Origin of the sequence: Variovorax sp. dw_954, from assembly GCF_018449755.1 — a bacterium.
Lineage (GTDB): Bacteria > Pseudomonadota > Gammaproteobacteria > Burkholderiales > Burkholderiaceae_C > Variovorax.
Genome location: NZ_JAAVVD010000015.1, coordinates 98,929 through 124,370 on the forward strand (window position 1 = coordinate 98,929; position 25,442 = coordinate 124,370).

Consider the following 25,442-nt stretch of genomic DNA (forward strand, 5'->3'; position numbering starts at 1 on the left):
CGGCGGTGCGGCTCAGCGCGCGGCCAGTTCGTGGTTGACGATGAAATCCTCGGGAAGCGATGGGCCCCAGACGTAGAGCGAGTCCTCGCCAGGGTGGTCGGCGGCGGGCCAGGTGTTGCCGGGCTCGACAAAGTCGATGTCGAACGAATACTCCGCATAGCTGCCCCACGGGTCGCGCACGTAGCGGAAGTAGTTGGAGCCGAGCACGTGGCGGCCGACGCCCCAGCCCTTCTCGTAGCCAGCCTCTGCCATCTGTTGCGTGCCCTGGCCGACCTCGTCGATGGACGGCACGCACCAACTGCTGTGATGCAGTCCGCCACCGTTCGACAGCGCCAGTGCGATCAGGTGGTGGTCGCTGCCATGCGGCGTGTGCAGGAAGGCGATGACCGAGCCCGACTTGTCGGAGAGGCGCAGGCCCAGCACGTCTTCGTAGAAGGCGCGCGCCGCATCGACGTTGGCGCTGAACAGCAGGATGTGGGAGAGGTACAACGGCCGCGCCGCCTTGGCCTTGCTGCGACTTGGCGACCGGCCGGCGTTGGCGTTCTCCGGCGGGAACTCGCGCGGTGCCGGTTGCGACGGCGACGACTTTTCGGCGACACGCAATTGCAGCGGCATCGCGTCCGGCCCTTCGATCCAGATGCCGCCTGCATCGGCACGCGCAGGCGGCGCAATGGCCGGGATGCCCCTGGCCGCCAGGTGTTGCTGGAAGCGCGCCTCGTCTCTTGCGTGGATCCCCAGGCTGACCCATTCCAGCCGCTTGGCGTCGCCGCCCTTCAACGCGCGGGCCCAGCGGTGCGGATGGCCGAAGGTGTAGAGCGCCAGCGCGTCGCCTTCGTCGCGCACATCGAGTCCGAAGGCCGTGTAGAAGTGGCGCGCCTGTTCCAGGTCCGGCACGCTGTAGACGAACTCGTCGACGGAGTGCACCGCCAGGAAGTCCTTGTCGTCGTGATGGCTTGTCGTTGCAGTCATTCGTTGTCTCCTTGTTGACTTTTGGCGCGGGCAAAGCTCCGCCTGCGGCGCGCTGCATTTCGTGCAACGCGGCCTTTTCTTGAAAGGGTTCAGCGGCTGGGGCGGACGGTCAGATGACCCGTTGACGCTGCGTGCCCAGCACGCCCGCGCTCAGCGTCATGACGTCGCCGCGCTTCAGGAACTGCGGGCTTGGCTTCATGCCCAAGCCGACGCCCTGCGGGGTGCCGGTGATGACCACGTCGCCGGGCAGCAGGGTCATGAACTGGCTCAGGTAGGACACCACTTCCGCCACCGGAAAGATCATGTCGGCCGTGTTGCTCTGCTGCTTCACTTCACCGTTGACAGCCAGTTCGAGCGGAATGTTCTGCGGGTCAGGCAGCTCATCGGTGGTCACCAGCCACGGACCGATCGGGCCGAAGCCGTCGAAGCTCTTGCCCTTGCCCCACTGGCCGTTGCGCTTGATCTGCCAGTCGCGCTCCGACACGTCGTTGGCCAGGCAGTAGCCGGCCACGTGCTTCAGCGCATCGGCCACCGGCACCTTCCTGCACTGCGTGCCGATGACGAAGCCAAGCTCGATTTCCCAATCGCCGGCAACCGAGCCCTCGGGAAGCTCGACGTCGTCGTCGGGGCCGGCCAGCGAGGTCAGTGCCTTGGTGAACACCACCGGCTCCTTGGGGATCTCCAGGCCCGACTCCTCCGCATGCTTGCGGTAGTTGAGGCCGATGGCGACGAACTGGCGCACGCCCGCGACCGGCGCCCCGAGCCGCGTGCCTTCCGGCACCAGCGGCAGCTTCGACAGGTCGATGGCGGTGAGCGCCTGCAGCTTGGCCGGCGACATCCACTCCGGCGTGAAGTCGGGGATCAGCAGGGACAGGTCGCGGATCTTGCCGTTGGCGTCGAGTGCGCCCGGTTTTTCTGCCCCTGCGGGGCCGTGACGTAGCAGCTTCATGGGTGTGCCTCTTGAGTGGTTGATTTGGACTGTTTGTCTAAAACGAACTTTAGTCGAACTGACAAAAACATCAATATGACAAACCAGAGAAAATGGTAGGTGGTTTCCCTGAGCGCCATTGCCCGAGTCCGGTCGAAACCCATCGTGTACCCTCGACAGCCATGGCAATGAAGCAAGCAGAAACAGCCCCCGAAGATCACCGTGTGCGGGTCGGCGCGCAGCGGCGCGAGAAGACGAAACTGCGCCTGCTCGAGAGCGCGCTGTCCGTGTTCTCGGAGAAGGGACCGGACGTCGCCGTCATCGACGACTTCATCGCCGCGGCCGGGGTTTCGCGCGGCACCTTCTACAACCACTTCAAGACGACGAACGAGTTGCTGCTCGAACTGGCGGCAGCCATGAGCGACGAGGTGCTGCGGATCGTCGACCCGCTCGTCCTGCAACTTGAAGACCCTGTCGCACGCGTCGCATGCGGCACGCGCCTCTACATGCAGATGGCCGTGCGCTACCCGCTGTGGGGCGGCTTCATCACCCGCGTTGGCACCCGCATCGCCACGCGCGGCCAGCTCATCGACCTCTACCTCACGCGCGACCTCGAGGCCGCGCGCAAAAGCAAGCGGATCCAGGTCGACAGCGTGACGGTCGCGCGCGACATCGTGCTGGGCTCGATCTTCTACGGCATCGAGACCATGCTCACCGAGCCGACACAGAAGCACCATCCGGAACACATCCTGCGCAGCGTGCTGGTGGGTTTCGGTCTCGATCCGAAAGAGGCGGAGACCATTGCCTACATGCCCCTGGCCATGCCCGGTGCTGTGGAAGGCCCTATCTTTTCCGGTTTGAAACGCGTCGACGGCACGACCGGCCGCAGCAAGCGAAGCTGAGGTGGCCAGCCAGCTGCCGGCCGAGCTGAAGAGCTTGCCTGCGATCGCGCCCCGCGCGCTTCTCACTCAATCCGAAAAGTAGCTTTCCGGCGCCTGCTCGCGCAACGCGGCCAGGTGCCCGCTGATGTGATTGATGTGGGAGGACACGCTGGCGCCAAGTCCCGCGACGTCGCGCGACGCCATCTGCGCCAGCATTTGCTCGTGCTCCTGCAGCGCGCGTTCGGCATGGCCCGCCACGTGGCCCAGCAGCAGCCAGCGCACACGGTCGAACTGGCGCTTGATGGGCTCCAGCATCTCCCAGACGTGTCCTCGCCCGGCAAATTCGAACAGGCGGCGATGCATCAACTCGTCGAGTTCGGAGAATCGATCGATCTCTCCGCTCGACACGGCGCTTCGTTGCCGCTGGACGATCTGTCCGAACTCTTCCAGCTGTGAAGGCGTGATCGTCTGCACCAGTTGCACGTGGCTGGCGCACTCCAGCGTGCTGCGCACGAACCGCCCCTCTTCCAACAATTGCGTGCGCACTGGCGCGACGATGGTGCCCACCTGGCGATAGATCAGGACCATCTGCTCGTCGGCCAGTTGCGCCAGCGCCTCCCGCACGGGCGTCCGGCTGACGTCGATCAGCTTGGAGATCGTGGCCTCAGACAACGCGGTGCGCGGAGGCAAGGTACCGCGCACGATGGCCTGCAGCAGCTGGTCATGCACCTGCGCCGTGTAGGAGCGCGCGGGATCGAGGCGGAAGCCGGCAAGCGCAGTGACCAGCGGACCCTCTGCGGGCGACGGTTCGGCGGTCTTTCGCCCCTTGACGGGCACGCGGTCGGACGTGGCGATGGCTGTTCCTTTAAACGAGGTTTCCGCCATGGTAGTACACAAAACAAAAGCCACTTGCATGGGGTTTTCCCGGTATTGCGAGACGACATTCGCATCCTAGACTTCGTTGCACCACATTTACTACCATGGTAGTGCGGTAACAGGAACAAGCATGACAACGAGCGTCCTCGATCAATTGCATCTGTCATCGGACCATCTGCGCGCCGCCAACGCTTCGGTCACCCAGCCGAACTACGATCGAACGCGCCTGCAGACAGGCATCGTGCACCTGGGACTGGGCGCCTTTCATCGTGCGCACCAGGCCCTGTACACCGAAAAGGTGATTTCAGAAGGCGACCTGCGCTGGGGCATCCTCGGCGTCAGCCTGCGCGACCCGCGCGTCCCGGATGCCCTGACGGCGCAGGACAACCTCTACTCAGTAACCGAGCGGCACGGCGACGAGGCCCGCACGCGTGTCGTCGCTTCGCTGCGCGGCGCCCTCTTCGCACCGCGCGACCTGGTGCGGGTCATTGCGGCCATCGCCGATCCGTCCGTGTCCATCGTCAGCAGCACGGTGACCGAGAAGGGCTACAGCCAGAACCCGGCGAGCGCCGACCTCGACATGGACGACGCGGATGTCCGTCACGACATCGCGCATCCGGAGGCGCCACGCACCACGCTCGGCGTGCTCGCCGCCGGCATCCGCCTGCGCCCCGACACTGCGCCCCTGACCCTGGTCTGCTGCGACAACATGGCCGGCAACGGCGACACCCTGCGCAAGCTGCTGGTGCAATACGCCGACCAGTTCGACCCGAAGCTCGCGCGCCGCATCGAGACCGATATCGGCTGCCCCAACAGCATGGTCGACCGCATCGTGCCTGCGGCGACACCCGCTTCGCTCGACTGGGCGGCAGCGCGGCTCGGCCTGCGCGACGAGGCGGCGATCGTCTGCGAGCCCTTCACGCAATGGGTGATCGAAGACCGCTTTGCAAGCACTCGCCCCGCGTGGGAAGACGCCGGCGCCTTGCTGACCAGCGACGTGCGCCCCTACCAGGCGATGAAGTTGCGCCTGCTGAACGGCACGCACTCCGCCCTCGCCTACGCAGGCCAGTTGTGCGGACTGGAGACCGTGGCCGACGCGATGGCGGATCCGCTCGTCGGCGCATTCGCGCGACGCCTGATGCTGGAAGACCTGCGCTCCACGGTGGCCGCGCCATCGGGCTACGACGTGACCTCCTATTGCCACGACCTGCTCAAGCGCTTCGAGAATCCCACGCTGCAACACCGCACGCAGCAGATCGCGATGGATGGCACGCAGAAGATTCCTGTGCGCTGGCTGCCCGCCCTGCGCGAGAGCCTGGCGGCCGGCGTCGAACGCCCGTTGCTCGAGCGCGCATTGGCAAGCTGGCTTCACTACCTGGCCACGGGCCGCAGCGACAGCGGCGCCGCGTTGGTCATCAGCGACCCGGGCGCGGAGGCCCTCGCATCGCTCTTGCGACAAACCGGCAACGACGTCGATGCGGCCCACGCCGCGTTGGCGCACGGCCCCGTGTTCGGCGCGCAGCCCTGGCCGCACGCCTTCGTCGAACGCCTGGCGCTTCACCTGAGCACCTTGCGTCAAGGCGGCATGAAGACGCTGCTCGCCCGCTGAACCCGCACATTCGCCCACTCACAAGACCCAACGGAGACATAGCCATGACTTTCGCGCCCACACGCCGCCAGTTCGCCACCACGCTCGCCGCTGCCGGCGTTGCCGCATCGCTGCCACGCTTCGCCTTCGCCGCGGGCGAGATCAAGCTCAAGTACGGCACTGCCTTCCCCGCCGACCATCCCGGTACGCTGCGCATCAAGGAGGCGGCCGAGGCCATCAGCAAGGACACCGGCGGCAAGGTCGACCTGCAGGTCTATCCGACCAGCCAGCTCGGCAGCGAGCCCGACATGATTTCGCAGACGCGCGCCGGCGCCATCGACATCATGTCGACGGCCGGCACCAACCTGCAGACGCTGGTGCCGACGGCCGGCATCAACGGCGTGGCCTTCGCCTTCAAGGACTACGACGCGGTCTGGGCCGCAATGGACGGCGACCTCGGCGCCTACGTGCGCAGCGCGCTGGCCAAGGTCAACCTCTACGCCTTCGACAAGTGCCTCGACAACGGCTATCGCAACATCACGTCGGCCAGCAAGGCCATCGCAACGCCGGCCGACCTCAAGGGTTTCAAGATCCGCGTGCCGGGCATCCCGCTGTGGATCTCGATGTTCAAGGCCCTCGGCGCCTCGCCCACGGCGATCCCCTTCGGCGAGTTGTATTCGTCGCTGCAGACCAAGGTGGTGGACGGCCAGGAGAACCCGCTTGCGCTGATCCAGAGCGCCAAGCTCTACGAGGTCCAGAAGTTCTGCTCGCTGACGGCCCACACCTGGGACGGCCACTTCATTTTCGGCAACGCGAAGAAGCTGCAGGCCCTGCCCAAGGAAGTGCAGGAGTCGCTGGCGAAGAACCTCAATGCGGCGGCGCTCAAGCAGCGTGCCGACATCGCAAAGCTCAACACCGATGCGCAGGCGCAGTTGACCAAGCTTGGCGTGACCTTCAACAAGCCCGATGCCGCGCCGTTCCGCGAGATGCTCAAGAGCGCCGGCTTCTACACCGAGTGGAAGGGAAAGTACGGCGACGAGGTGTGGGCCAAGCTGGAGAAGTATTCGGGCAAGCTCGCCTGAGGACCTGCGCCATGCAGTCCACCATCGACCCCCTCGACATCGTGCCGGACACCAGCACACGCTGGTTCGACCGCTTGCTGGCCTGGATCACCGAGATCCCGGCCGCCGCCATCGTGGTGGCTGAAGTCCTCATCCTCGGTGGCGGCGCCTTCGCGCGATATGCGCTGCACGAACCGCTCACCTGGACCGACGAACTCGCGAGCATCCTGTTCCTGTGGCTTGCGATGCTCGGCTCGTGCATTGCGTTGCGGCGCACCGCCCACATGCACCTCACGACTTTCGTCAAGGACCTGTCGCCCGAACGGCGCGCCTGGACCGACGCGCTGGGCATGTGCCTGGTCGTGGCGTTCCTGGCCATGTTCATTGGGCCAGCCTGGGAGCACTGGCACGAGGAAATCGAGGTGTCGACACCGGTGCTCGGCATCAGCGAAGGCTGGCGCGCGGGGGCGGTGTTCGCCGGCGCGATCCTCATGCTGGTGACCGCGGTGACGCGTCTCGTCGAGCAGTCGCCATGGAAGCAGATCGCCGTGTGCGGCATCGCGGTCGCCGTGGGTGGCGGTGCGCTGTGGCTGCTGTCGCCAGCGCTGGCAAGCCTCGGCAATCTCAACCTGGTGATCTTCTTCCTGGTGATGCTGGTCGGCTGCATCGTGATCGGCGTGCCGATCGCGTTCGCCTTCGGCTTGGCCACGATGTCGTACCTGGCCTTCTCGACGACGACACCGATGTCGATCATGCCCAACCGCATGCAGGAGGGCATGTCGCACCTGATCCTGCTGGCGGTGCCGCTGTTCGTGTTCCTCGGTTCGCTGATCGAGATGACGGGGCTGGCGCGCGCCATGATCAACTTCCTCGTGAGCCTGATCGGCCATGTGCGCGGCGGCCTGCAGTATGTGCTGCTGGGCGCGATGTACATCGTCTCCGGCATCTCGGGCGCCAAGGCGGCAGACATGGCGGCGGTGGCGCCGGCCCTGTTCCCGGAGATGAAGAAGCGCGGCAGCAAGGACGGCGACCTGATCGGGCTGCTGTCCGCCTCGGGCGCCATGTCGGAGACCATTCCGCCGAGCATCGTGCTGATCACGGTGGGCTCGGTGACGGGCGTGTCCATCACTTCGCTCTTCATCGGCGGCTTGATGCCTGCGGTGGTGGGGCTGTTGCTGATGGCCTTCGTCGTCTGGTGGCAGACGCGCCGCGAAGACATGACCGGCGTCACCAAGGCCTCGCGCAAGGAGATCGGCAAGCTGCTGATGGTGGCGCTCCCCGCGCTGCTGCTGCCGGTGATCATTCGCACGGCGGTGGTGGAAGGGGTGGCCACGGCCACCGAGGTGTCGACCATCGGCATCTTCTACACGGTGCTCGCGGGCCTGTTCATCTACCGGCAGTTCGACTGGAAGCGGATCTATCCGATGCTGCTCGACACGGCGTCGCTGTCGGGCGCGATCCTGCTGATCGTCGGCTGCGCGACGGCGATGGCCTGGGCGCTGACGCAGTCGGGTTTCGCGCAGGACCTGGTCAAGATCATGACGGCCGTGCCGGGCGGAAAGATGGGCTTCCTGCTGGTGTCGGCGCTCGCCTTCGTCGTGCTCGGCAGCCTGCTGGAAGGCATCCCGGCGATCGTGCTGTTCGGGCCGCTGCTGTTCCCGATCGCAAAGATGGTCGGCGTCAATGAAGTGCACTACGCGATGGTCGTGATCTTCGCGATGGGCCTGGGCCTGTTCGCGCCGCCTTTCGGCGTGGGTTTCTATGCCGCATGCGCCATCGGCCGCGTGTCGCCGGACGTGGCGATGCCGCGCGTCTGGCCGCACATGGCGGCGCTGTTCATTGCGCTCCTGTTGTTGGTCTTCGTGCCCTGGTTCTCGGTCGGCTTCCTCTGAAGCGTCCTTCATCTTCTTCCTGGAGTCTCCCTTGAAAATCGAACGAATCACGATCATCGTGACCTGCCCCGGCCGCAACTTCGTGACGGTGAAGATCGTCACCGACGAAGGCGTGGTCGGACTCGGCGATGCCACGCTCAACGGCCGCGAACTCTCGGTCAAGTCCTACCTCGAGGACCACCTGGTCCCCTGCCTCATCGGCCGCGACCCGCGCAATATCGAGGACATCTGGCAGTACATGTACCGCGGCGCCTACTGGCGGCGCGGCCCGGTGACGATGACCGCCATTGCCGCCATCGACATGGCGCTGTGGGACATCAAGGGCAAGCTCGCCGGCATGCCCGTGTACCAGTTGCTCGGCGGCAAGAGCCGCAACGGCCTCATGGTGTACGGCCATGCCAACGGCCGCGACCATGCCGAGGCCATCGAGGCCGTGCAGAAGCACATCGAGGAAGGCTACAAGGCGATCCGCGTGCAGTCCGGCGTGCCGGGGCTGGCCAAGACCTACGGCGTCGGCAAGACCAAGGGGCACTACGAGCCGGCCGAGAAGGGCCTGCCGCCCGAGGAGCCGTGGGACACCTCGCTCTACCTGCGCCACACCCCCGAGCTGTTCCGCAAGGTGCGCGAGGCGGTCGGCTTCGAGCCGCACCTGCTGCACGATGCGCACCACCGGCTCACGCCGATCGAGGCCGGCCGGCTCGGCAAGGAACTCGAGCCCTGCAGCCTGTTCTGGATCGAGGACGCGACGCCTGCGGAGAACCAGGAGGCCTTCCGCCTCATCCGCCAGCACACGACCACGCCGCTGGCCATCGGCGAAGTGTTCAACTCGATCTGGGACTGCAAGGACCTGATCAGCGAGCAACTGGTGGACTACATCCGCTCGACCATCGTGCATGCGGGCGGCATCACGCACGTGCGCCGCATCGCGGACTTCGCGGCGCTGTACCAGGTGCGCACGGGCTTCCACGGCGCAACGGATTTGTCGCCGGTGTGCATGGCCGCCGCGGTGAACTTCGGCATGTGGGTGCCCAACTTCGGCATCCAGGAACTGATGCCGCATTCGCCGCTCACCGACGAAGTATTCCCCCACAACTATCGCTACGAAGACGGCTACCTGGTCATGGACGAAGTGCCCGGCCTGGGCGTCGACATCAACGAGGAACTGGCCGCGAAGTACCCGTACGAGCGCGCCTACCTGCCGGTAGCCCGGCTCGCCGACGGCTCGATGTGGAACTGGTGAGGCGCACCGCGCCTCCTCTCCCAACCCAAGGAATTCAACATGCTGAGCGTCGTCGTCGACCAACCCAACCACATGGCCGTGCAAGAGCGGCCCATGCCTGAGCCACAAGCCGGCGAAGTGCGCGTACGCGTGCGCTTTGCCGGCATCTGCGGCTCCGACCTGCACATCTTCCACGGGCACAACCCCTTCGTCTCATACCCGCGCGTGATCGGCCACGAGTTCGTCGGCCGCATCGAATCGGTGGGTGAAGGCGTCAGCGCATCGCGCATCGGAGAGACCGTGGTGGTCGACCCGGTCATCAGTTGCGGTCAATGCCATGCGTGCCTCATCGGCCGGCAGAACGTCTGCAGCCGGCTGCAGGTGATCGGCGTGCATCGCGACGGCGGCTTCAGCGAATATGCCTGCGCGCCGGCCAGGAATGCCTACGTAGTGCCGAAGGGCCTGGCCCATGCAAGCGCCTCGGTGATCGAGCCCTTTGCCGTTGCGGCCAACGTGACGGGGCGCACCGGCGTGTTCCCGAGCGACGTGGCGCTGATCTATGGCGCCGGGCCGGTGGGGCTGAACCTGATGCAGGTGCTCAAGCGCGTGTACGGCATTCGCGCCTTCATCACGGACCACTTCGACGAGCGGCTCGCGCTGGCATTGACCTGCGGCGCGAGCGAAGACGAGATCATCAACACATCGCGCGAACCGCTGCAGGAAGCGTTGGCGAAACGCGGCGTGGAAGGCGGTCCGACCCTGATCTACGACGCCGTCTGCCACCCGTCGATCCTGGAGGAGGCCGTGCGCATCGCCGCGCCCGCCGGTCGCATCGGCATCCTGGGCTTCTCCGCTTCTCCGTCCGCCATTCCGCAGCAGGAGCTGACCAAGAAGGAACTCACGCTCTACGCCTCGCGGCTGAACTGCGCGATGTTCCCGACCGTCATCGACTGGATCGAGCGCGGCCTCGTCGACCCGGGCCGCATCATCAGCCACAAGGTGGACTTCCGCGACGTGGCGGGCGCCTTCGAGATCGCGGAGAAGAATCCGCGCTACAGCTGCAAGGTGCTGCTGGACTTTGGCGAGGAAGTCGGGGCGACCTGAATCGCGTACGCGGCCTGTCGTTCCGCTCCTCGCATGGCGTGCGAGACCAGAGGCAGCCTCGGTGACCAGCGGGTTCTAGTGGTTTACCAGATTCGCCGGATTGCCGCGCCACTTGTATGGTCGTCACGCTCGCCTGACGCTGGCGCAGGCACTTTCCCATCCCGGAACGCCGGACCGAACAACAGGAGACCAGAGATGATCCCACCCATCAGGACCTTGATCGCAGGCGCGCTGCTCGCCACCTTGGCGTGCCAGGCCGCGGCGCAGGCCGTCCCGGCGCCCGGCACGAGCGCGCGCATCGACGCGATCAAGAAGTCCGGCGTGCTGCGTGCCGCCGTGCTCTCGAATCCGCCGTGGCTGGTCGAGAACACGACCGGCTCCGGCGACGCATGGGCCGGCCCGGCGTGGCTGCTGGCTGTGGAAGCAGCCAAACAGTTGGGCGTGAAACTGCAACCCGTACCGGTCTCGCACGAGACCAAGGTGCCGGTGCTCGCGTCGAACCAGGCCGACATGACGATCTCGCCACTGTCCGTCACACCGGAGCGCCTGAAGGTGGTCGACTTCGTGACCTATTCGCGCACCGCCCTGTGCGTTTTCGGCCGTGCCGACAACCCCAAGGTGGCCAATGCCAAGTCGATCGACGAGTTCAACAGCCCCGACGTGACGGTCGCCTACTTCACCGGCGGCGGAGAAGAGAACTGGGTCAAGAAGCGCTTTCCCAACGCCAAGCTGCGCGGCGTGTCCACCGCGGGCACGGCCGCGCCGGTCGAGGAGATCATGGCCAAGCGCGCCGACGTCACGCCGATCAACCGCGTGCCATGGCAGGCGCTCAACCGCAAGGTCAAGGGCCTGAAGGCATTGCCGGATGGCAACAACTGCCAGGACTCGACCGAGATGGCGACGCCAATCGGCCTGGCGATCGACAAGAACCAGCCGGAATACCTGGCCTGGCTCAAGGCGCTGAATGAATCGATGAAGGCGAAACTGGACGCGGACGAGGCGCGCATCATCAACGCCATGTAGGCATCCCGACGGCTCGCCCGATGGATTTCGACTTCTCGCCCCTGCTCGACAGCTGGCAGTACCTGCTGGGCGGGTTGGGCATCACGCTGCTGCTGTCGGCGATGACGGCCGCGGGTGCGCTGGTGCTTGGCACCCTGCTCGGGCTGGGTCGGGTCTACGGCCCGGCATGGCTGCGCATCCCGATCGTGTTCTACATCGACACGCAGCGCGCGATCCCGGTGCTGGTGATCCTCGTGTGGTTCTACTTCGCCGTGCCGATCCTCACGGGCATCAGCTTCCATCCCTTCTGGGCGGCCTTCATGGCGCTGACGCTGCACATCGCCGCCTACGTCGCGGAGATCGTGCGCGCGGGCATCGAGTCGATCCGCCCCGGTCAACTTCGCGCGGCGCTGGCCCTGGGCATGTCGCGCTTCCAGGTGGTGCGCAAGGTCGTCATGCCGCAGGCGCTGGTACGCATGCTGCCGGCATTCGGCTCCATCCTCTCGATCACCATCAAGGACACCGCCATCGCCACCGTCATCGCGGTGCCTGAACTCATGAAGCGCGCGGAGACGATCGCCGGCCAGAGCTATCGCCCGATCGAGGTCTTCACCGTCACGATGGTCATCTACTTCGTGATCCTGTTTCCCGGTACGCGGCTCATCGATGCGCTGTACCGCCGCGTCGCGCACCTGGGACGCTCATGAACCTGGACTGGAGCATCGTCTGGGACCATCGCGAAGATTTGCTGCACGGCGCCCTCCTCACCGTGTTGCTGACCGTGCTCACCATGCTGGTCGCCGTGCCGGCCGGCATCGTGCTCGCACTGATGCGCCTCTCGCGTTCGACGATCCTGTCGGGCGCCAGCCAGGCCTTCGTCGAATTTTTCCGGAACCTGCCGCTGATCCTGGTCGTGTACTGGGCCTTCTACGTGATGCCGGTGCTGTTGAATATCCAGTTCTCCGCCTTCACCACCGGCCTGGCGGCACTGTGCCTCAACGTCTCGGCCTACAACGCCGAGACCTTCCGTGCCGGCATCAACTCCATCCGCAAAGGCCAGACCGAGGCCGCCATCGCGGTCGGCATGAGCCGCTGGCAGGCCATGCGCAAGGTCGTGATTCCGCAAGCCTGGCGACGCGTGCTCCCTGTGCTTGCAAGCACCTGGGTGTCGCTGTTCAAGGACACCTCGCTGGTCTCGGTGATCGCCGTGGGTGAGCTCGCGCACGTCGCGCTGCAGATCCGGTCCTCGAGCTTCCGGGTGCTGGAGATGCTCACGGCCATGGCAGTGATCTACTGGTTGATGGGCTACCCGCAGGCCAAGCTCGTGGACTGGGTGCAGAAGAAGTTCGAGGTCAAGGAATGAGTGAGCCCATGAACGAACGCAAGGCCGCCAACGGCCCTGCCGTGGTTGTCTATGACAACGTACGCAAGCTGCATGGAAGCTTTGTCGCGATCGACGGCGTCTCGCTGCAGGTCTACAAGGGCGAAGTGATGTGCCTCATCGGGCCTTCGGGTTCCGGCAAGTCGACGCTGCTGCGCTGCACGAATGCGCTCGAGTCCATCGAGGGCGGACGCGTGCTGATCGACGGCGCGCCCCTGCCCACCAACGAGCGGGAAGCGCGCAAGGTGCGTCAGCGCATGGGCATGGTGTTCCAGAACTTCGAGTTGTTTCCTCACAAGAGCGCGCTCGACAACGTCGCGATGGGGCCCGTCACGGTGCTGGGGCTCAGCCAGCACGAGGCACGCGAACGTGCCATGGCGCTCCTGAAGAAGGTCGGCCTCGCGGACAAGGCGCACAACTTCCCCAGCGGACTGTCTGGCGGCCAGCAGCAGCGCGTGGCCATCGCGCGGGCGCTTGCGATGGAACCCGAGGTCATGCTCTTCGATGAGCCCACGTCCGCACTCGACCCCGAGACCATCGGCGAAGTGCTCAACGTCATGAAGCAACTTGCCGAGGAAGGCATGACGATGATCGTCGTGACGCACGAGATGGCCTTCGCCCGTCGTGTTGCGAACTGGGTGGTGGTGCTGGACCATGGCAAGGTCGTTGAACAGGGGCCGCCGGCGCAAGTCTTTGAAGCACCGAGAGCGGAGCGCACGCGCGACTTCCTGAGCCACCTCGGCTGGCACGGCTAGCTGGTCGTGCCGGCCAAGCGGACTGCGCACGTCACGCGTCGCCGCGGGCAACCGTGCGAATGGCTGGGGCGCACGATGCGCCCGAGCTTCTTCGTATCGATGTGCAAGCGTTCGCCAGGAGCTTCTCGCTCATGACGCACCAGCGGGGCAACCGGATCGAGTGCCTTCAGGCTCGTCAGGCCCAGGCGCTCCTGCAGCCGAGAAGCGGCGCGAGCTGTTGGTTGCCAGGGGTCACGCCGGGAGAATGCGGGCGCAGCATGTCGTGATGCGCCGATGGCGGAAGCGTCGGCGCACGTGCGCAATCCCGACGATCTTGCTGCTGAGCTTTTGGGTCATGGCATCGACCTCGGGTGGGTTGCGGTAGCTGTCGCGGAAGAGCCCCACAGGCCTGCATGCACGCCGCTCGTTCAGATCGCATTGCTCGATCATGGTGGCGATGGCGGCACGCTTGGCCTGTGGGGCTATCGCTTTACCCCGAAGGCGGTGTTCAGCGCGTGGATGTCCGGGTGGGCTTCGGCCAGCAGCTTCTTGAGCTTGTTGTTCTCGGCAGCGCGCTGGAGGCTAACCGCTCAACGACTTCCGCATGCAGGTAAGACCGGCGGCAAGATCTCACGAGCATAAAAAGAAAAAAGCCCAAGTAGATCAACTACTTAGGCTTCTTAGATGGCGGAGTGGACGGGACTCGAACCCGCGACCCCCGGCGTGACAGGCCGGTATTCTAACCAACTGAACTACCACTCCTGGTAGACAACGTTCACTCTGATGACAGAGCCAAGTGCTGCGACTTGTGCCTCGCTGACCGAAGTCAATTTGGCGACCCTACGGGGATTCGAACCCCGGTAGCCACCGTGAAAGGGTGGTGTCCTAGGCCTCTAGACGATAGGGTCAAAACCTTGGAACAACTTCCGACTCGACTTTTCAATGGTGGAGGTAAACGGGATCGAACCGATGACCTCTTGCATGCCATGCAAGCGCTCTCCCAGCTGAGCTATACCCCCAAATATCCACCTATTCGCTGAGCCCCTGCTCCTGCGCGTCGAGCCTCGAATTATATACTGGAAATCAGCTCATTCTCAACCTTGCCAAAATAGTTTCGCGAGAAAAGAGTGCGAGCACCGCGTCCAGCGACGGGGTTTGCGGGGTTCCCAGAACCAGCACACGCACCGGCATGGCGAGAGCCGGCATTTTAAGGCCATGGGCAATCAGCACTTCCTTGATGGCTGCGGCGATGGTCGGTTTGTCCCATGCAATGCCGGCCAACTTGTCGGCAAGCGCCGCGATGGCGGGGCGCACGCCATCGGTCAGGTGTTGCGCGCGATCGGCCTCGCTGGCCGTCACGTCGGCATAGAAACCCGCTGCCCAATTGGCAAGTGCGACGGTGGTGTCGCAACGGTCCTTGAACAGTGCGCAGATGTCGGCGAGGCGCGCGTCGGCATCGATGCCGCGCTTCTTCAACTGAGCGGCCACCAGTTGGGCCAACGCCGCGTTGTCCATCTGCTTGATGTAGTGCGCGTTGACCCAGCTCAACTTGGCCGCATCCCATTGCGCAGGGCTCTTCGACAGGTGCGTGCCGTCGAACCATTGCACCAGTTGCTCACGCGTGAACAGTTCGTCGTCGCCGTGGCTCCAGCCGAGGCGCGCGAGGTAGTTCAGCATGGCTTCGGGCAGGTACCCGTTCTCTTCATAGGCGGTCACGCTCACGGCGCCGCGGCGCTTGGAGAGCTTCTGTCCGTCATCGCCGAGGATCACCGGCACATGGCCGAACTGCGGTAGCGGCGCACCGAGCGCGTTGAAGATGTTGATCTGCCACGGCGTGTTGTTGATGTGCTCGTCGCCGCGGAACACGTGGCTGATGGCCATGTCCCAGTCGTCGACCACCACGGCGAAGTTGTACGTGGGCACGCCATCCGGTCGCTGGATGATGAGGTCGTCGATCTCGCGGTTGTTGATGGTGATCGGTCCCTTGACCAGGTCGTCCCAGGTCACGTCGCCTTCGACGGGGTTGCAGAATCGCACCACTGGCGGCACGCCTTGCGGCACCGGCGGCAGCACCTTGCCCGGTTCCGGACGCCAGCGACGGTCGTACAAGGTCTTCTCGCCGCGCGCGCGCTGCGCTTCGCGCATGGATTCGAGTTCCTCCGGCGTGCAATAGCAGTGGTAGGCGGTGCCCGCCGCCAGCATCTGCGCGATCACTTCCTGGTAGCGCGCGAGGCGCTGCATCTGGTAGATCGGGCCTTCGTCGTAGTCGAGGCCGAGCCAGTGCATGGACGCGAGAATCTGGTCGGTCGATTCCTGCGTCGAGCGGGCCACGTCTGTGTCTTCGATGCGCAGCACGAATTCACCACCGTGGTGGCGCGCATAGGCCCACGAATAGAGGGCGGTGCGGGCGGTGCCGAGGTGCAGGAAGCCGGTGGGGGAAGGCGCGATGCGGGTTCTGATTTTTCGGGTCATGTGATTCAAGGTGCGAGCGTGCCGAGGCCGCGCAGCAGGTCGGCCTGGATGTCGTCGATGTGGTCGAGGCCGGCCGCGATGCGGATCAGGCCCTGGCCGATGCCGGCCGCTTGGCGTTGCGGTTCGGAGAGGCGGCCATGCGACGTCGTGGCAGGATGGGTGATGGTGGTCTTCGTGTCGCCGAGGTTCGCGGTGATGCTCAGGACGCGCGTGCTGTCAATGACATGGAACGCATTCGCTCGCGCCTCATCGGGCGTGTCGCCGATCACGTCGAACGACACCACGGCGCCACCCTGCCCCGACTGCTGCTGCATCGCCAGTGCATGCTGCGGATGCGATGCCAGGCCGGGGTAATAGACGCGCTTGACCGCTGGTTGGGTTTCCAACCACTTTGCCAATGCGAGTGCGTTGTCGCAATGCGCCTTCATGCGCAGGCCAAGTGTTTCGAGGCCTTTCAGCACGACCCACGCATTGAACGGCGAGAGCGCCATGCCTGCAGTGCGAACCACCGGTCCGAAGACTTCGTTGACGAGCTTTGCGCTCGTGCAGATGGCGCCGGCCAGCACGCGGCCCTGCCCGTCCAGGTACTTGGTGCCAGAGTGCAGCACGAGGTCGGCGCCAAACTCGATGGGTCGCTGCAACGCCGGCGAGCAGAAGCAGTTGTCAACCGCCAGCAGCGCGCCGACACCATGCGCGATGTCGGCCAGCGCGCGGATGTCGCAGACCTCGGTCAGCGGATTGGTCGGCGTCTCGGCGAACAACAGTCGCGTGCTGGGCCGGACGGCAGCGCGCCATTCGGCCACGTCGGACTGGGATACGAAGGTCGTCTCCACGCCAAACTTGGCAAATTCGCGGCCCAGCAGGTTGAAGGTCGAGCCAAACAGCGAACGCGAACTCACCACATGGTCGCCCGCCTTGAGCAAGCCCATGCACATCATGAGGATCGCGCCCATGCCGCTCGATGCGCCGATGGCTGCCTCGGTGCCCTCCAGCGCGGCCAGGCGGCGCTCGAAGCTGGTCACGGTCGGGTTCGATGTGCGGGTGTAGGTGAAGCCCTCCTCCGTGCCCGCGAAGCGTCGCGCCGAGGTCTCGGCATCCGGCTGCACGAAGCTGCTGGTGAGGAACAGCGCCTCGGAGTTTTCGCCGTACTGGCTCGGCTCCAAGGACGTGCGCACCGCCAGCGTGTCGCGGTGCAGGCCCGCGGGCAGGGATCGATCTGTCACGGGGTCTTTCAGTTCAGGTTGGGCAGTGCCAGGCGGGAGGCGTCTTCCTCGGTCTCTTCGACGCGCGGGCGGTTGTTGTTCATGCGGTTGATCGCATCGGTGTCGATGTCGCCGGTCACGTAGACGCCGTCGAAGCACGAGGCCTCGAAGCCCGCGAACTTCGATGCGCCTGCGGCCACGGGCGCGGCCTTCATCACCGCGCGCTTCATGGCGTCGACGTCCTGGTAGATCAGCGCGTCGCAGCCGATGAGGGCGCGGATTTCCTCGATCGTGCGGTCATGCGCCACCAGCTCGCCCTTGGTCGGCATGTCGATGCCATAGACGTTGGGATAGCGCACGGGCGGCGCGGCACTGGCAAGGTAGACCTTGCGCGCACCGGCGTCGCGCGCCATCTGCACGATCTCGCGGCTGGTGGTCCCGCGCACGATGGAGTCGTCGACCAGCAGCACGTTGCGGCCCTTGAACTCGCTCGCGATCGCATTGAGCTTCTGGCGCACCGACTTCTTGCGCTCGCCCTGCCCGGGCATGATGAATGTGCGGCCGACGTAGCGGTTCTTGACGAATCCTTCGCGGTAGGGAATGCCCAGCAGGTGTGCGAGCTGGGTGGCGCTGGGCCGGCTCGACTCGGGGATCGGAATGATCACGTCGATGTCGCTCGGCGGCACCGTCGAGACGACCCGCTTGGCCAGTGTTTCGCCAAGGTTGAGGCGTGCCTGGTAGACCGAGATGCCATCCATCGTCGAGTCGGGGCGCGCGAGATAGACGAACTCGAAGATGCACGGATTGAGCGTGGCCGCCTCGGCGCACTGGTGCGCATGCACCTGGCCCTGCATGTCGATGAAGACCGCCTCGCCGGGCGCGATGTCGCGCTCGAACTTGAAGCCCAAGCCTTCCAGCGCGACCGACTCGCTGGCCACCATCACGGTGCCTTCCGCATTGCGGCCGAGGCACAGCGGCCGGATGCCGTAGGGGTCGCGAAACGCGAGCAGCCCCTGTCCGGAGATCAGCGACACCACGGCATAGGAGCCGCGCAGGCGCTTGTGCATGCTCTTCACCGCGGTGAAGAGTTGCTCGGTGTGCAGCTGAACGCCGCGCGTGGCACGCTCCAGCTCATTGGCAAGCACGTTGAGCAGCACTTCCGAGTCGCTCTCGGTGTTGGTGTGCCGATGGTCGGTGGTGAACAGTTCGGCACGCAGCGCATGCGCGTTCGTGAGATTGCCGTTGTGCACCAGCACGATGCCGAAGGGCGCATTCACGTAGAAAGGCTGTGCCTCTTCCTCGCTGTAGGCATTGCCCGCGGTCGGGTAGCGAACCTGGCCGAGGCCCACGCTGCCGGGCAGCGCGCGCATGTTGCGGGTGCGGAACACATCCTTCACCATGCCCTTGGCCTTGTGCATGAAGAACTTGCGGTCCAGCAGGGTCACGATGCCGGCCGCGTCCTGGCCCCGATGCTGCAAGAGCAGCAGCGCGTCGTAGACCAGTTGATTGACAGGGGCGTTGCTGACAACGCCGACGATTCCACACATGAAGCGATCCTCTCAGGGCAAATAGCTTGCCAATTTCTCGGGCAACGCAGGCTTGATGGCCTGCAAGGCCGTATCCAGAACAGTGGCACTGCGCGACTCGCGCCACCAGGCACTGTCGCTCAGCGAAAAAAGGTGGATCCCTGTGGCCACCGCGAGCAATGCGACGGCCCCACGCACAAAACCAAAAGCGGCACCCAGGGTGCGGTCGACTGGCCGCAGGCCCGCCGCCACAACCATCTTGCGCACCAGCGCGGTGATCAGTCCGGCGGCGAAGGCCACCGCCACGAACACCAGCACGAAGGCCACCGCGTAGCGCCACACCGCATCGGGCGCCCCCACCGGCAGCCAGGCCGCGACAGGATCGGCGAACAACTGGGCACAGACGAAGGCCACGACCCAACCCGCCAGCGACATCAACTCGAACACCAGGCCGCGCACCATGCCGACCAGGACCGACAGCAACAGGAGCGCGACGACAACCCAATCCAGCAACGCCACGGAACGCGCTGCTTACAGCGTGAGCACGGCCGCGGACAAGGCCAGGCCCTTGACGCGGGCGGCGGCCTTGTCGGCATCGGCACGCGTGCTGAACGGGCCCACGCGCACGCGCGTGCGCTCGCCATCGGCCGTCTTCGCGACGTGCGTATAGGTCTTCAACCCGGCCCGCTCCAGTTTCTGGCGTACCTCGCGCGCCTTGTCGGCATCGGCGAAAGCGCCCACCTGCACCACGAAGCGGCCCGCTTCGTCGGCGGCCGATGCCGGCTTGGCGGCGGCGGCATCGGCAGACCGGCCATCGAGCAGGGCGCGAGCGCGTGCTGCATCGTCGTCGGCCGGCTTGGGCGTCTTGGGGTCGGGTTTGGCCTCTGCCTTGGCTTCCTTCGTGTCGGGCTTGGGCTTGGTCTCGGGCTTTGTCTCGGGCTTCCGTTCCGGCTTGGCCTCGGCCTTCTTGGGCTCGGGCTTGGGTTCGGGCTTGGCCTCCGGCTTCGGTTCCGGCTTCGCCTTGGCTTCCGGCTTTGGTTCGGGCTTCGGCGGCGCATCGGCCATTGGCTTCGAAGGCCCGATTTCCGTGCCGTCGGCTGCCTCTGTGATCATGCCGCCGCCCGGGGGAGCAGCCGCCACGCGGGTCGATGCGTCCTTGCCAGGCGCGGCGGATGTGGTGGGTGCGGGCGCGGCCGGCAGGGCCAGCGGCTTGACCTTGTTGCGGTCGGGGATCTCGATCGGGATGTCGACCGCCACGGGGCGTGGCTGCGTATCGAACAGCAGCGGGAATCCGACCACGCCCAGCAGCACCAGCACGGCCGCGCCGAGCAGGCGGTGGCGGGCGCGGCGGCGCATGGTTTCGACGCTTTCCGCAGGCACCGCACCGGCGACGTTGCGGGCTTCGTTGCCTTGCGGACCGCGTGCGCGGAACTTGAAAAACGCCATGAAAGTTCGATTCCTGATGGAGAGAAGCGTGGGTGCGATGATGCGGCGGAAATCAGGCCTTGTCAGGCCCTTCAGGTCCCATTTCAAGCCCCATTTCAAGCGTCTCGCAACAGGTGTCTGGCTTGCAGGCGGGGTGTTCCGTTTACGAGCACGCCACCGACGGTAAAGAACGATCCGAAGACCACGATTCTATCAGTGGGGTCTGCCTGATCGATGGCCGCCTGGAGGGCCTGCATGGGGCTGGCGCACGCCGTCCCGGACGCATCCTTGCGCGTGTTTTGCGCCTGCCAGCGCGCCAGCAGATCCGCGGCCGGCGCGGCGCGCGGCGTGGGCAGGTCGGTGAAGTACCAGCGGTCGATCAGCGGCCCGATGCGCGCGAAGATCGGACCCAGGTCCTTGTCCGCCATCACGCCGAACACCGCATGCGTGGTCGGATAGAAGCCCATCGCATCGAGGTTCTCTGCCAGCGCCGCCACGGCATGGCCGTTGTGTGCCACGTCGAGCACCAGCGTCGGCTCGCCCGGCACGATCTGGAAGCGGCCGGGCAACTCGACCATGGCCAGCCCCGTGCGCACGGCTTGCGCGGTGATCGGCAGCACGGGTCTCAGCGCCTCCAGCGCTGCAAGAACGCCCGCCGCGTTGATCAACTGGTTGGCGCCGCGCAGCGCCGGATAGGCCAGCCCGCTGTAGCGCCGGCCGCGACCGCTCCAGCCCCACTGCTGCTTGTCCCCCGCCACGTTGAAATCGTGGCCGAAGCGCCAGAGATCGGCGCCAATGGCTTGCGCGTGCGCGATGACGCTGTCCGGCGGCATCGGGTCGCTCACGATGGCGGGACGGCCGGCGCGCAGTATGCCGGCCTTCTCGTAGCCGATGCTCTCGCGATCCGGCCCGAGGAAATCCATGTGGTCCAGATCGATGCTGGTGATGACGGAGCAGTCGGCATCGACGATGTTGACGGCATCGAGCCTGCCGCCGAGGCCGACTTCGAGGATGGCGACCTCGACGCCGGTGGCCGCCATGCAACGCAGGAGCGCCAGCGTGGTGAATTCGAAGTAGGTGAGCGAGGTCGATCCGCGCGCCTCCTCGACCGCGGCGAAATGCGGCAGCAGCGCGGCGGCATCGACTGACTCGCCACGCAGGCGCAAGCGCTCCTCGAAGTGCACCAGGTGCGGCGAGCCATAGACGCCGGTCCGGTAGCCGGCATGCCGCAGGATCGATTCGAGCATGGCGCAGGTCGAGCCCTTGCCGTTGGTGCCGGCCACCGTGATGACGGGGCAGTCGAAGCGCAGGGCGAGCCGGTCGGCCACGGCGCGCACGCGGTCCAGGCCGAGGTCGATGTTCTTGGCGTGCAGTTGCTCGCAGTGGGCGAGCCAGTCGGCGAGGGTTTCCATGGCGGGCGGAATTGTCGCCGACCCGCCGACGCGGCATCATTCCGGGATGACAACAACCCTTTTCGGCATCCCCAACTGCGACACGGTCAAGCGTGCCCGCACCTGGCTGGACACGCAAGGCGTGCCCTACACCTTCCACGATTTCCGCAAGAACGGCCTGCCTGGCGCCTCGCTGGACCGCTGGTTGCGGGCCCCGGGCTGGGAGGCGCTGCTCAACCGGCGGGGAACCACGTGGCGGCGACTGGACGAGGCCACGCGCGCTTCGGTGGTCGACGCGGCGTCGGCTCGCACGGTGCTGGTCGCGAATCCGACGCTGATCAAGCGTCCGGTCGTCGAATGGCAGCCCGCGAGCGTTGTGACTGTCGGCTTCGACCCTGCCGAGTGGGCGGCCCATGCTGCCGAGAAGGCGACGCGGTAAGGCTTCCGCAAAAGCCAGGCAAAAAAATGTGAAGCAGTGAACCCGGCGCGTCGGACTGCATCCAACCCACGTGAACAAGCGGAAGCGCCGCGATCTTGAGGAGAAATTTCATGCGCACCCCCACCCGAACCATCATCAGCCTCGCCCTCGTCGGCCTGCTCGGCGGCGCCGCGTCGCTGGCACAGGCGCAGCAGGTCTCCGGCCGCGTCATCTCCAGCACCCCGATACACGACGCGAACGGCCAGGCGGGCTACAGCGTGACCTACGAATACGCCGGCCAGCGCTACACCACGCGCACAGACAGCCCGCCCGGCCAGACCATTGCGCTGCAGCTGAGCCCGATGGGTGTTGCCACCAACTCGCCCGCGCCCGACCAGCCGCCGCCGGCCGCGTACAACGACGGCAATCCGCAGAACTGGAACAACGTGGAGGCGCAGCCCGGCGTGGTGGTCGGGGCCGGCGGGGCGCCGGCGCCCGCTTACGGCGCTCCCGTCTATGGCGGCCCGGTCTACGGCGCGCCGGGCTACGCGCAACCCATGTATGTGCAGCCGGCCTACGGTTACGGTTACGGCTATGCGGCACCGTGGCTCGCGGTCGCGCCCATCGGACTGTCGCTCAACTTCGGCTATTCGCACGGCTGGGGCGGCGGCTACTACCGGCACGGCTGGCATTGAGCGCCTGCGCGCTGGATAAACTCGGGCGATGACCGAAACCATCCAAAGCGTGGCCGTGGCCACCAAGGCCAATGTTTATTTCGACGGCAAGTGCGTGAGCCACAGCCTCACGCTGGCCGACGGCACGCGCAAGTCCGTGGGCGTGATCCTGCCCTCGACGCTGACCTTCAACACCGGCACACCGGAAATCATGGAAGGCACCGGCGGTGCCTGCGAATACCTGCTGAACGGCACCACCGAGTGGAAGAAGGCGGGCGTTGGCGAAAAGTTCAGCGTGCCGGGTGATTCGTCGTTCCAGATCCGCGTGGCGGGCGAGCCGTACAGCTACATCTGCCACTTCGGTTGAACGATTCATTGCGTCCCATCCACCGAGCCACCTCCGGGTGGCTTTTTTGCGCCCGGCCGGGCTCGTCAGTCGCCTCCGCCGCCGCAACCGCCGCCACAGCCGGAACCGCCGTCTCCACCTCCGCTGTCGCCTCCTCCGCTGTCCGAGGAGGACGACTCGCTGCCGCCGAAGCCGCCCGCGTCACCCGATCCAGAATCGGAGTCGCTGAAGCTGGTTCCGCAGTACGCGTCGGAGCCGGCAGCGCGGTCGATGGCTTTGCAGTCGGGCGTGTACCTGAAGCCGCCTTCGACGTCGAATTTGGCATCGAGCGCGAACAACAGCGGCAGGCGCGTTGGCTTGCGCGGGTCGATGCTCTCCTCCTTGCAGGCCCAGTACCAGGTACGGCGCAGGCCATCGTTGCGACGTGCATCGTTGCCGAGCACTTCGGCCGGCGTGTGGTGCAGCATCCCGCCGAAGGCCGCCTTGCACCAGCGTTCGTAGCCCCGCGTATGGAGGATGTACTCGTGCCAGGCTTCGTCCACGATCCTCGATGGCATTGCCACGAACTTGCGGCCCGAGCGCAGGTGCGCCATGAAGAACTGCCGCAGGCCGCGCAACACCAGATCGGTGTCACGCCGCTGCAGTTGCGGGAAGGCGGCCGTCAGCTTGCCGACGAGGAATCCCGGGAATTCGGCCTCCCGAATGAACTGGCGCCGCAGGCTCGCTTGCCATGACACCAGCGCGCCGAGCAGCGTCATCACCAGGATAGCCCCTGCCACCAACCAGCCGAATCGGCCGGTCCAACCCAGGACCAGCCCTGCCGAAACGCCGCCAAGAATCGACAGCCGGCGAGCCCACGACAGCAAATGGATGCGACGGCGAAAGTTGAGCTGCGGCAGAACATTCATCGTCGACTCCCCGTCACTTCCCCTCGCTCATCGGCTTGCCGTTGAGCAGCACCGCGCCCTTCTCCAGGACAACGGTGCTTGCCAGGAATTCGCCAACGCGCACGGCGAAGCCCTTGCCGACAGCCAGGTCGACCATCGAGTGGGCCTGCGCCACGCGCTGCGGTGCGCCGGCCGGGTCGCCGCTGCGCTCGCCGAGCAACTGAACCCAGGCTACCGGCAGCCTGGCACTGGCCTTCACCAGCAAATTGGCCTGCAGCTTGGCCTTCATGACCACCGGCTCTTCGACGTCCTCGGCCACGAGGCCCGGCGCGCTGGCCGAGAAAGACATCTCGCCGCGCTGGCCCTCGTAGGTGACGGCCAGTTTGTCGACCGATATCTCGGGTGCGTGGGGCAGCAATTGCGCCAGCGTCTGCATCATCTCCAGGCCCAGCGCGGCGGCGTCTTCTTGCGACAGCTTGCCGCCCTCGCAGGTCGACGACAACTGCGCCATCGACGTTTCCAGGACCTTCTGCAGGGTCGGCCCGTGCAGATGCCTGACCGCCTCCTGGAACTCGAAGTTGTCGAGCTGGATCGGCTTGGCGTCCTCGCCGATGCGCAGCGTGGCATCCGCGGTGAAGGCGGCCTTGGCGTCAAGCAGATCCTTGTCGGCCTTCACTTCAGCGAGGTACCTGAACTTGCCGATCTGCGCCGGGACCGGCTTGCTACCGGCGTTGGCCAGGACTTCCAGGCGCTCGATGTCCAGGGTGCTGGTGCCGGGGCGCAGCCAGAAGCTGTCCGCGGGCAGCGAGGTGCCTTGCCAGCGCAGCTTTGCCAGCTTGACGTCCAGCGTGGATTTGCCGCCTTTCTCCGCGCCGACGAAGGCCAGCTCTGGCAGTGTGCCGTCGAAGGTGAAGGCGCCGCCGTCGAAGTTGCCGGCGCCGCTCAGGTGCACGTCGGGCCAGGACAGCTTGCCCGTTGGCAGCGCGATGTCGCCGCCCGGCAGGCGCACCCTGGTGTTGTAGTCGCCGCCGTAGCCGACCACCGTGCGGATGTCTTGCGGCTTCATGCCGGCGAGGTATTTGCGCACGCCCTCCGGCACTTCGTCTGGCAGGACGACTTCGGATTCGATCACCGCCGCGCCGATGGTGCTGAAGCCCGGCAGCGGACCGGCAAGCACACGGTCCCGGAAGCCGATGTCGAGGGTCTTGCCCGCCTTGGCCGCCTCGCCGCCCGCTCCCGCGGCCGGCGCGCAGCCGATGCGCAGCTTGCCGCTGTAGGTCGACGAGAACATGCCCTTCTCGGCCTGCCGGTGCACCACACGCACGAACGGAAACTGCTTTTCCAGCTTTTCCGCGCGCGCATCGTAGGCCGCCGCGATCTTGTTGCCCGTGACGACCGTCGCGCCCAGGTACCCGCCCACCACGACGACCGCAACGGCCGCCAGTGCTTTCATCTTCACTTTCACA

At 65.9% G+C, this 25,442-nt stretch carries 25 protein-coding genes, 3 tRNA genes and 1 pseudogene; 14 read left to right on the top strand and 15 right to left on the bottom strand.

Features of this window, described 5'->3' with window-relative positions; genetic code table 11:
• Positions 1–12: 12 nt before the first annotated feature.
• Positions 13–969 carry a VOC family protein gene (locus tag HB681_RS22320; RefSeq protein ID WP_213957056.1) on the bottom strand — a complete coding sequence of 319 codons (957 nt, stop codon included), beginning with the start codon at positions 967–969 and terminating at the stop codon, positions 13–15.
• A 109-nt stretch (positions 970–1,078) separates the two neighbouring features.
• Positions 1,079–1,918 carry a fumarylacetoacetate hydrolase family protein gene (locus HB681_RS22325; protein ID WP_213957057.1) on the bottom strand — a complete coding sequence of 280 codons (840 nt, stop codon included), beginning with the start codon at positions 1,916–1,918 and terminating at the stop codon, positions 1,079–1,081.
• A 167-nt stretch (positions 1,919–2,085) separates the two neighbouring features.
• Between HB681_RS22325 and HB681_RS22330 the strand changes: the two genes are divergently transcribed.
• On the top strand, positions 2,086–2,799 hold the full coding sequence (locus HB681_RS22330; RefSeq protein ID WP_213957058.1) for a TetR/AcrR family transcriptional regulator: 714 nt from the start codon (positions 2,086–2,088) through the stop codon (positions 2,797–2,799).
• Between the two features lie 66 nt (positions 2,800–2,865).
• Here the strand turns inward: HB681_RS22330 and HB681_RS22335 are convergent, their stop codons facing one another.
• The gene (locus tag HB681_RS22335) at positions 2,866–3,693 is read right to left on the bottom strand and encodes a GntR family transcriptional regulator (protein ID WP_256735052.1); all 828 of its coding nucleotides are present in this window, start codon (positions 3,691–3,693) and stop codon (positions 2,866–2,868) included.
• A gap of 91 nt (positions 3,694–3,784) precedes the next feature.
• Here HB681_RS22335 and HB681_RS22340 point away from each other — a divergent pair, with 91 nt between their 5' ends.
• From HB681_RS22340 to HB681_RS22380, 9 genes are all read left to right on the top strand, one after another.
• A complete protein-coding gene (locus tag HB681_RS22340; protein WP_213957059.1) occupies positions 3,785–5,263 on the top strand; it encodes a mannitol dehydrogenase family protein in 1,479 nt (492 codons plus the stop codon).
• A 44-nt stretch (positions 5,264–5,307) separates the two neighbouring features.
• A complete protein-coding gene (locus HB681_RS22345; protein WP_213957060.1) occupies positions 5,308–6,324 on the top strand; it encodes a TRAP transporter substrate-binding protein in 1,017 nt (338 codons plus the stop codon).
• A gap of 11 nt (positions 6,325–6,335) precedes the next feature.
• The gene (locus tag HB681_RS22350; protein WP_213957061.1) at positions 6,336–8,195 is read left to right on the top strand and encodes a TRAP transporter large permease subunit; all 1,860 of its coding nucleotides are present in this window, start codon (positions 6,336–6,338) and stop codon (positions 8,193–8,195) included.
• A 31-nt stretch (positions 8,196–8,226) separates the two neighbouring features.
• Entirely contained in the window at positions 8,227–9,435 is a 1,209-nt protein-coding gene (gene manD, locus HB681_RS22355; protein ID WP_213957062.1) for a D-mannonate dehydratase ManD, read from the top strand.
• A 39-nt stretch (positions 9,436–9,474) separates the two neighbouring features.
• Positions 9,475–10,518: a Zn-dependent oxidoreductase gene (locus HB681_RS22360; protein ID WP_213957063.1), complete on the top strand. Its 1,044-nt coding sequence runs from the start codon at positions 9,475–9,477 to the stop codon at positions 10,516–10,518.
• A gap of 195 nt (positions 10,519–10,713) precedes the next feature.
• Positions 10,714–11,541, top strand: coding sequence for a transporter substrate-binding domain-containing protein (locus tag HB681_RS22365; protein WP_213957064.1), 828 nt, complete (start codon positions 10,714–10,716; stop codon positions 11,539–11,541).
• A 20-nt stretch (positions 11,542–11,561) separates the two neighbouring features.
• A complete protein-coding gene (locus tag HB681_RS22370) occupies positions 11,562–12,227 on the top strand; it encodes an amino acid ABC transporter permease (protein WP_213957065.1) in 666 nt (221 codons plus the stop codon).
• Positions 12,224–12,883 carry an amino acid ABC transporter permease gene (locus HB681_RS22375; protein WP_213957066.1) on the top strand — a complete coding sequence of 220 codons (660 nt, stop codon included), beginning with the start codon at positions 12,224–12,226 and terminating at the stop codon, positions 12,881–12,883. Before HB681_RS22370 ends, HB681_RS22375 begins: the two co-directional genes overlap by 4 nt.
• Before the next feature lie 8 nt (positions 12,884–12,891).
• Positions 12,892–13,656 carry an amino acid ABC transporter ATP-binding protein gene (locus tag HB681_RS22380; RefSeq protein ID WP_213957067.1) on the top strand — a complete coding sequence of 255 codons (765 nt, stop codon included), beginning with the start codon at positions 12,892–12,894 and terminating at the stop codon, positions 13,654–13,656.
• Positions 13,657–13,715: 59 nt separating this feature from the next.
• Here the strand turns inward: HB681_RS22380 and HB681_RS22385 are convergent.
• Positions 13,716–13,859, bottom strand: a pseudogene (locus HB681_RS22385) (IS481 family transposase); the annotation flags it as partial.
• Between the two features lie 70 nt (positions 13,860–13,929).
• Here HB681_RS22385 and HB681_RS22390 point away from each other — a divergent pair.
• Positions 13,930–14,277, top strand: a complete 348-nt coding sequence (locus tag HB681_RS22390; RefSeq protein ID WP_213957158.1) for a hypothetical protein — start codon at positions 13,930–13,932, stop codon at positions 14,275–14,277.
• Positions 14,278–14,320: 43 nt separating this feature from the next.
• On the opposite strand, the gene HB681_RS22395 is transcribed toward HB681_RS22390, so the two are convergent.
• The 9 genes from HB681_RS22395 to folC all read right to left on the bottom strand — a co-directional run bounded on the left by HB681_RS22395 (position 14,321) and on the right by folC (position 21,684).
• Positions 14,321–14,397, bottom strand: a tRNA-Asp gene (locus tag HB681_RS22395).
• A 70-nt stretch (positions 14,398–14,467) separates the two neighbouring features.
• Positions 14,468–14,543 (bottom strand) — tRNA-Glu (locus HB681_RS22400).
• A 35-nt stretch (positions 14,544–14,578) separates the two neighbouring features.
• Positions 14,579–14,654: transfer RNA gene (locus tag HB681_RS22405), tRNA-Ala, on the bottom strand.
• Positions 14,655–14,718: 64 nt separating this feature from the next.
• Positions 14,719–16,107, bottom strand: a complete 1,389-nt coding sequence (gene gltX / locus HB681_RS22410; RefSeq protein WP_213957068.1) for a glutamate--tRNA ligase — start codon at positions 16,105–16,107, stop codon at positions 14,719–14,721.
• Positions 16,108–16,112: 5 nt separating this feature from the next.
• Positions 16,113–17,330, bottom strand: coding sequence for an O-succinylhomoserine sulfhydrylase (locus HB681_RS22415; protein WP_213957069.1), 1,218 nt, complete (start codon positions 17,328–17,330; stop codon positions 16,113–16,115).
• 8 nt (positions 17,331–17,338) lie between these two features.
• Positions 17,339–18,856, bottom strand: a complete 1,518-nt coding sequence (gene purF, locus HB681_RS22420) for an amidophosphoribosyltransferase (RefSeq protein ID WP_213957070.1) — start codon at positions 18,854–18,856, stop codon at positions 17,339–17,341.
• 12 nt (positions 18,857–18,868) lie between these two features.
• Positions 18,869–19,354: a CvpA family protein gene (locus HB681_RS22425; protein WP_213957071.1), complete on the bottom strand. Its 486-nt coding sequence runs from the start codon at positions 19,352–19,354 to the stop codon at positions 18,869–18,871.
• Positions 19,355–19,366: 12 nt separating this feature from the next.
• Entirely contained in the window at positions 19,367–20,281 is a 915-nt protein-coding gene (locus tag HB681_RS22430) for an SPOR domain-containing protein (RefSeq protein ID WP_213957072.1), read from the bottom strand.
• A 95-nt stretch (positions 20,282–20,376) separates the two neighbouring features.
• Positions 20,377–21,684: a bifunctional tetrahydrofolate synthase/dihydrofolate synthase gene (gene folC, locus HB681_RS22435; protein ID WP_213957152.1), complete on the bottom strand. Its 1,308-nt coding sequence runs from the start codon at positions 21,682–21,684 to the stop codon at positions 20,377–20,379.
• A 34-nt stretch (positions 21,685–21,718) separates the two neighbouring features.
• On the opposite strand from folC, the gene HB681_RS22440 reads away from it, so the two are divergent.
• The 3 genes from HB681_RS22440 (at position 21,719) to HB681_RS22450 (ending at position 23,110) form a co-directional block, all read left to right on the top strand.
• Positions 21,719–22,090, top strand: a complete 372-nt coding sequence (locus HB681_RS22440; RefSeq protein WP_213957073.1) for an ArsC family reductase — start codon at positions 21,719–21,721, stop codon at positions 22,088–22,090.
• A 110-nt stretch (positions 22,091–22,200) separates the two neighbouring features.
• The gene (locus HB681_RS22445; protein WP_213957074.1) at positions 22,201–22,764 is read left to right on the top strand and encodes a hypothetical protein; all 564 of its coding nucleotides are present in this window, start codon (positions 22,201–22,203) and stop codon (positions 22,762–22,764) included.
• Positions 22,765–22,792: 28 nt separating this feature from the next.
• On the top strand, positions 22,793–23,110 hold the full coding sequence (locus HB681_RS22450; RefSeq protein WP_213957075.1) for a pyrimidine/purine nucleoside phosphorylase: 318 nt from the start codon (positions 22,793–22,795) through the stop codon (positions 23,108–23,110).
• A 65-nt stretch (positions 23,111–23,175) separates the two neighbouring features.
• Here HB681_RS22450 and HB681_RS22455 read toward each other — a convergent pair whose 3' ends face one another.
• Together HB681_RS22455 and HB681_RS22460 are read right to left on the bottom strand one after the other, a co-directional pair.
• Positions 23,176–23,997 (bottom strand): hypothetical protein, encoded by an 822-nt coding sequence (locus tag HB681_RS22455; RefSeq protein ID WP_213957076.1) that lies wholly within the window; start codon positions 23,995–23,997, stop codon positions 23,176–23,178.
• A 13-nt stretch (positions 23,998–24,010) separates the two neighbouring features.
• Complete coding sequence (locus HB681_RS22460; protein WP_256735060.1) at positions 24,011–25,429, bottom strand: DUF945 family protein; 1,419 nt, start codon at positions 25,427–25,429, stop codon at positions 24,011–24,013.
• Positions 25,430–25,442 lie beyond the last annotated feature (13 nt).

Bases quoted from the DNA above. Each gene is read 5' to 3' on its own strand.
- HB681_RS22460 (WP_256735060.1), bottom strand. From the start codon at position 25,429: ATGAAAGCACTGGCGGCCGTTGCGGTCGTCGTGGTGGGCGGGTACCTG.
- HB681_RS22370 (WP_213957065.1), top strand. From the start codon at position 11,562: ATGGATTTCGACTTCTCGCCCCTGCTCGACAGCTGGCAGTACCTGCTG.
- HB681_RS22455 (WP_213957076.1), bottom strand. From the start codon at position 23,997: ATGAATGTTCTGCCGCAGCTCAACTTTCGCCGTCGCATCCATTTGCTG.
- gltX (WP_213957068.1), bottom strand. From the start codon at position 16,107: ATGACCCGAAAAATCAGAACCCGCATCGCGCCTTCCCCCACCGGCTTC.
- HB681_RS22375 (WP_213957066.1), top strand. From the start codon at position 12,224: ATGAACCTGGACTGGAGCATCGTCTGGGACCATCGCGAAGATTTGCTG.
- HB681_RS22345 (WP_213957060.1), top strand. From the start codon at position 5,308: ATGACTTTCGCGCCCACACGCCGCCAGTTCGCCACCACGCTCGCCGCT.
- HB681_RS22350 (WP_213957061.1), top strand. From the start codon at position 6,336: ATGCAGTCCACCATCGACCCCCTCGACATCGTGCCGGACACCAGCACA.
- HB681_RS22320 (WP_213957056.1), bottom strand. From the start codon at position 969: ATGACTGCAACGACAAGCCATCACGACGACAAGGACTTCCTGGCGGTG.
- HB681_RS22340 (WP_213957059.1), top strand. From the start codon at position 3,785: ATGACAACGAGCGTCCTCGATCAATTGCATCTGTCATCGGACCATCTG.
- HB681_RS22335 (WP_256735052.1), bottom strand. From the start codon at position 3,693: ATGCAAGTGGCTTTTGTTTTGTGTACTACCATGGCGGAAACCTCGTTT.
- purF (WP_213957070.1), bottom strand. From the start codon at position 18,856: ATGTGTGGAATCGTCGGCGTTGTCAGCAACGCCCCTGTCAATCAACTG.
- HB681_RS22390 (WP_213957158.1), top strand. From the start codon at position 13,930: ATGGCGGAAGCGTCGGCGCACGTGCGCAATCCCGACGATCTTGCTGCT.
- HB681_RS22365 (WP_213957064.1), top strand. From the start codon at position 10,714: ATGATCCCACCCATCAGGACCTTGATCGCAGGCGCGCTGCTCGCCACC.
- HB681_RS22430 (WP_213957072.1), bottom strand. From the start codon at position 20,281: ATGGCGTTTTTCAAGTTCCGCGCACGCGGTCCGCAAGGCAACGAAGCC.
- HB681_RS22325 (WP_213957057.1), bottom strand. From the start codon at position 1,918: ATGAAGCTGCTACGTCACGGCCCCGCAGGGGCAGAAAAACCGGGCGCA.
- HB681_RS22380 (WP_213957067.1), top strand. From the start codon at position 12,892: ATGAACGAACGCAAGGCCGCCAACGGCCCTGCCGTGGTTGTCTATGAC.
- HB681_RS22445 (WP_213957074.1), top strand. From the start codon at position 22,201: ATGCGCACCCCCACCCGAACCATCATCAGCCTCGCCCTCGTCGGCCTG.
- HB681_RS22330 (WP_213957058.1), top strand. From the start codon at position 2,086: ATGAAGCAAGCAGAAACAGCCCCCGAAGATCACCGTGTGCGGGTCGGC.
- HB681_RS22440 (WP_213957073.1), top strand. From the start codon at position 21,719: ATGACAACAACCCTTTTCGGCATCCCCAACTGCGACACGGTCAAGCGT.
- HB681_RS22360 (WP_213957063.1), top strand. From the start codon at position 9,475: ATGCTGAGCGTCGTCGTCGACCAACCCAACCACATGGCCGTGCAAGAG.
- HB681_RS22450 (WP_213957075.1), top strand. From the start codon at position 22,793: ATGACCGAAACCATCCAAAGCGTGGCCGTGGCCACCAAGGCCAATGTT.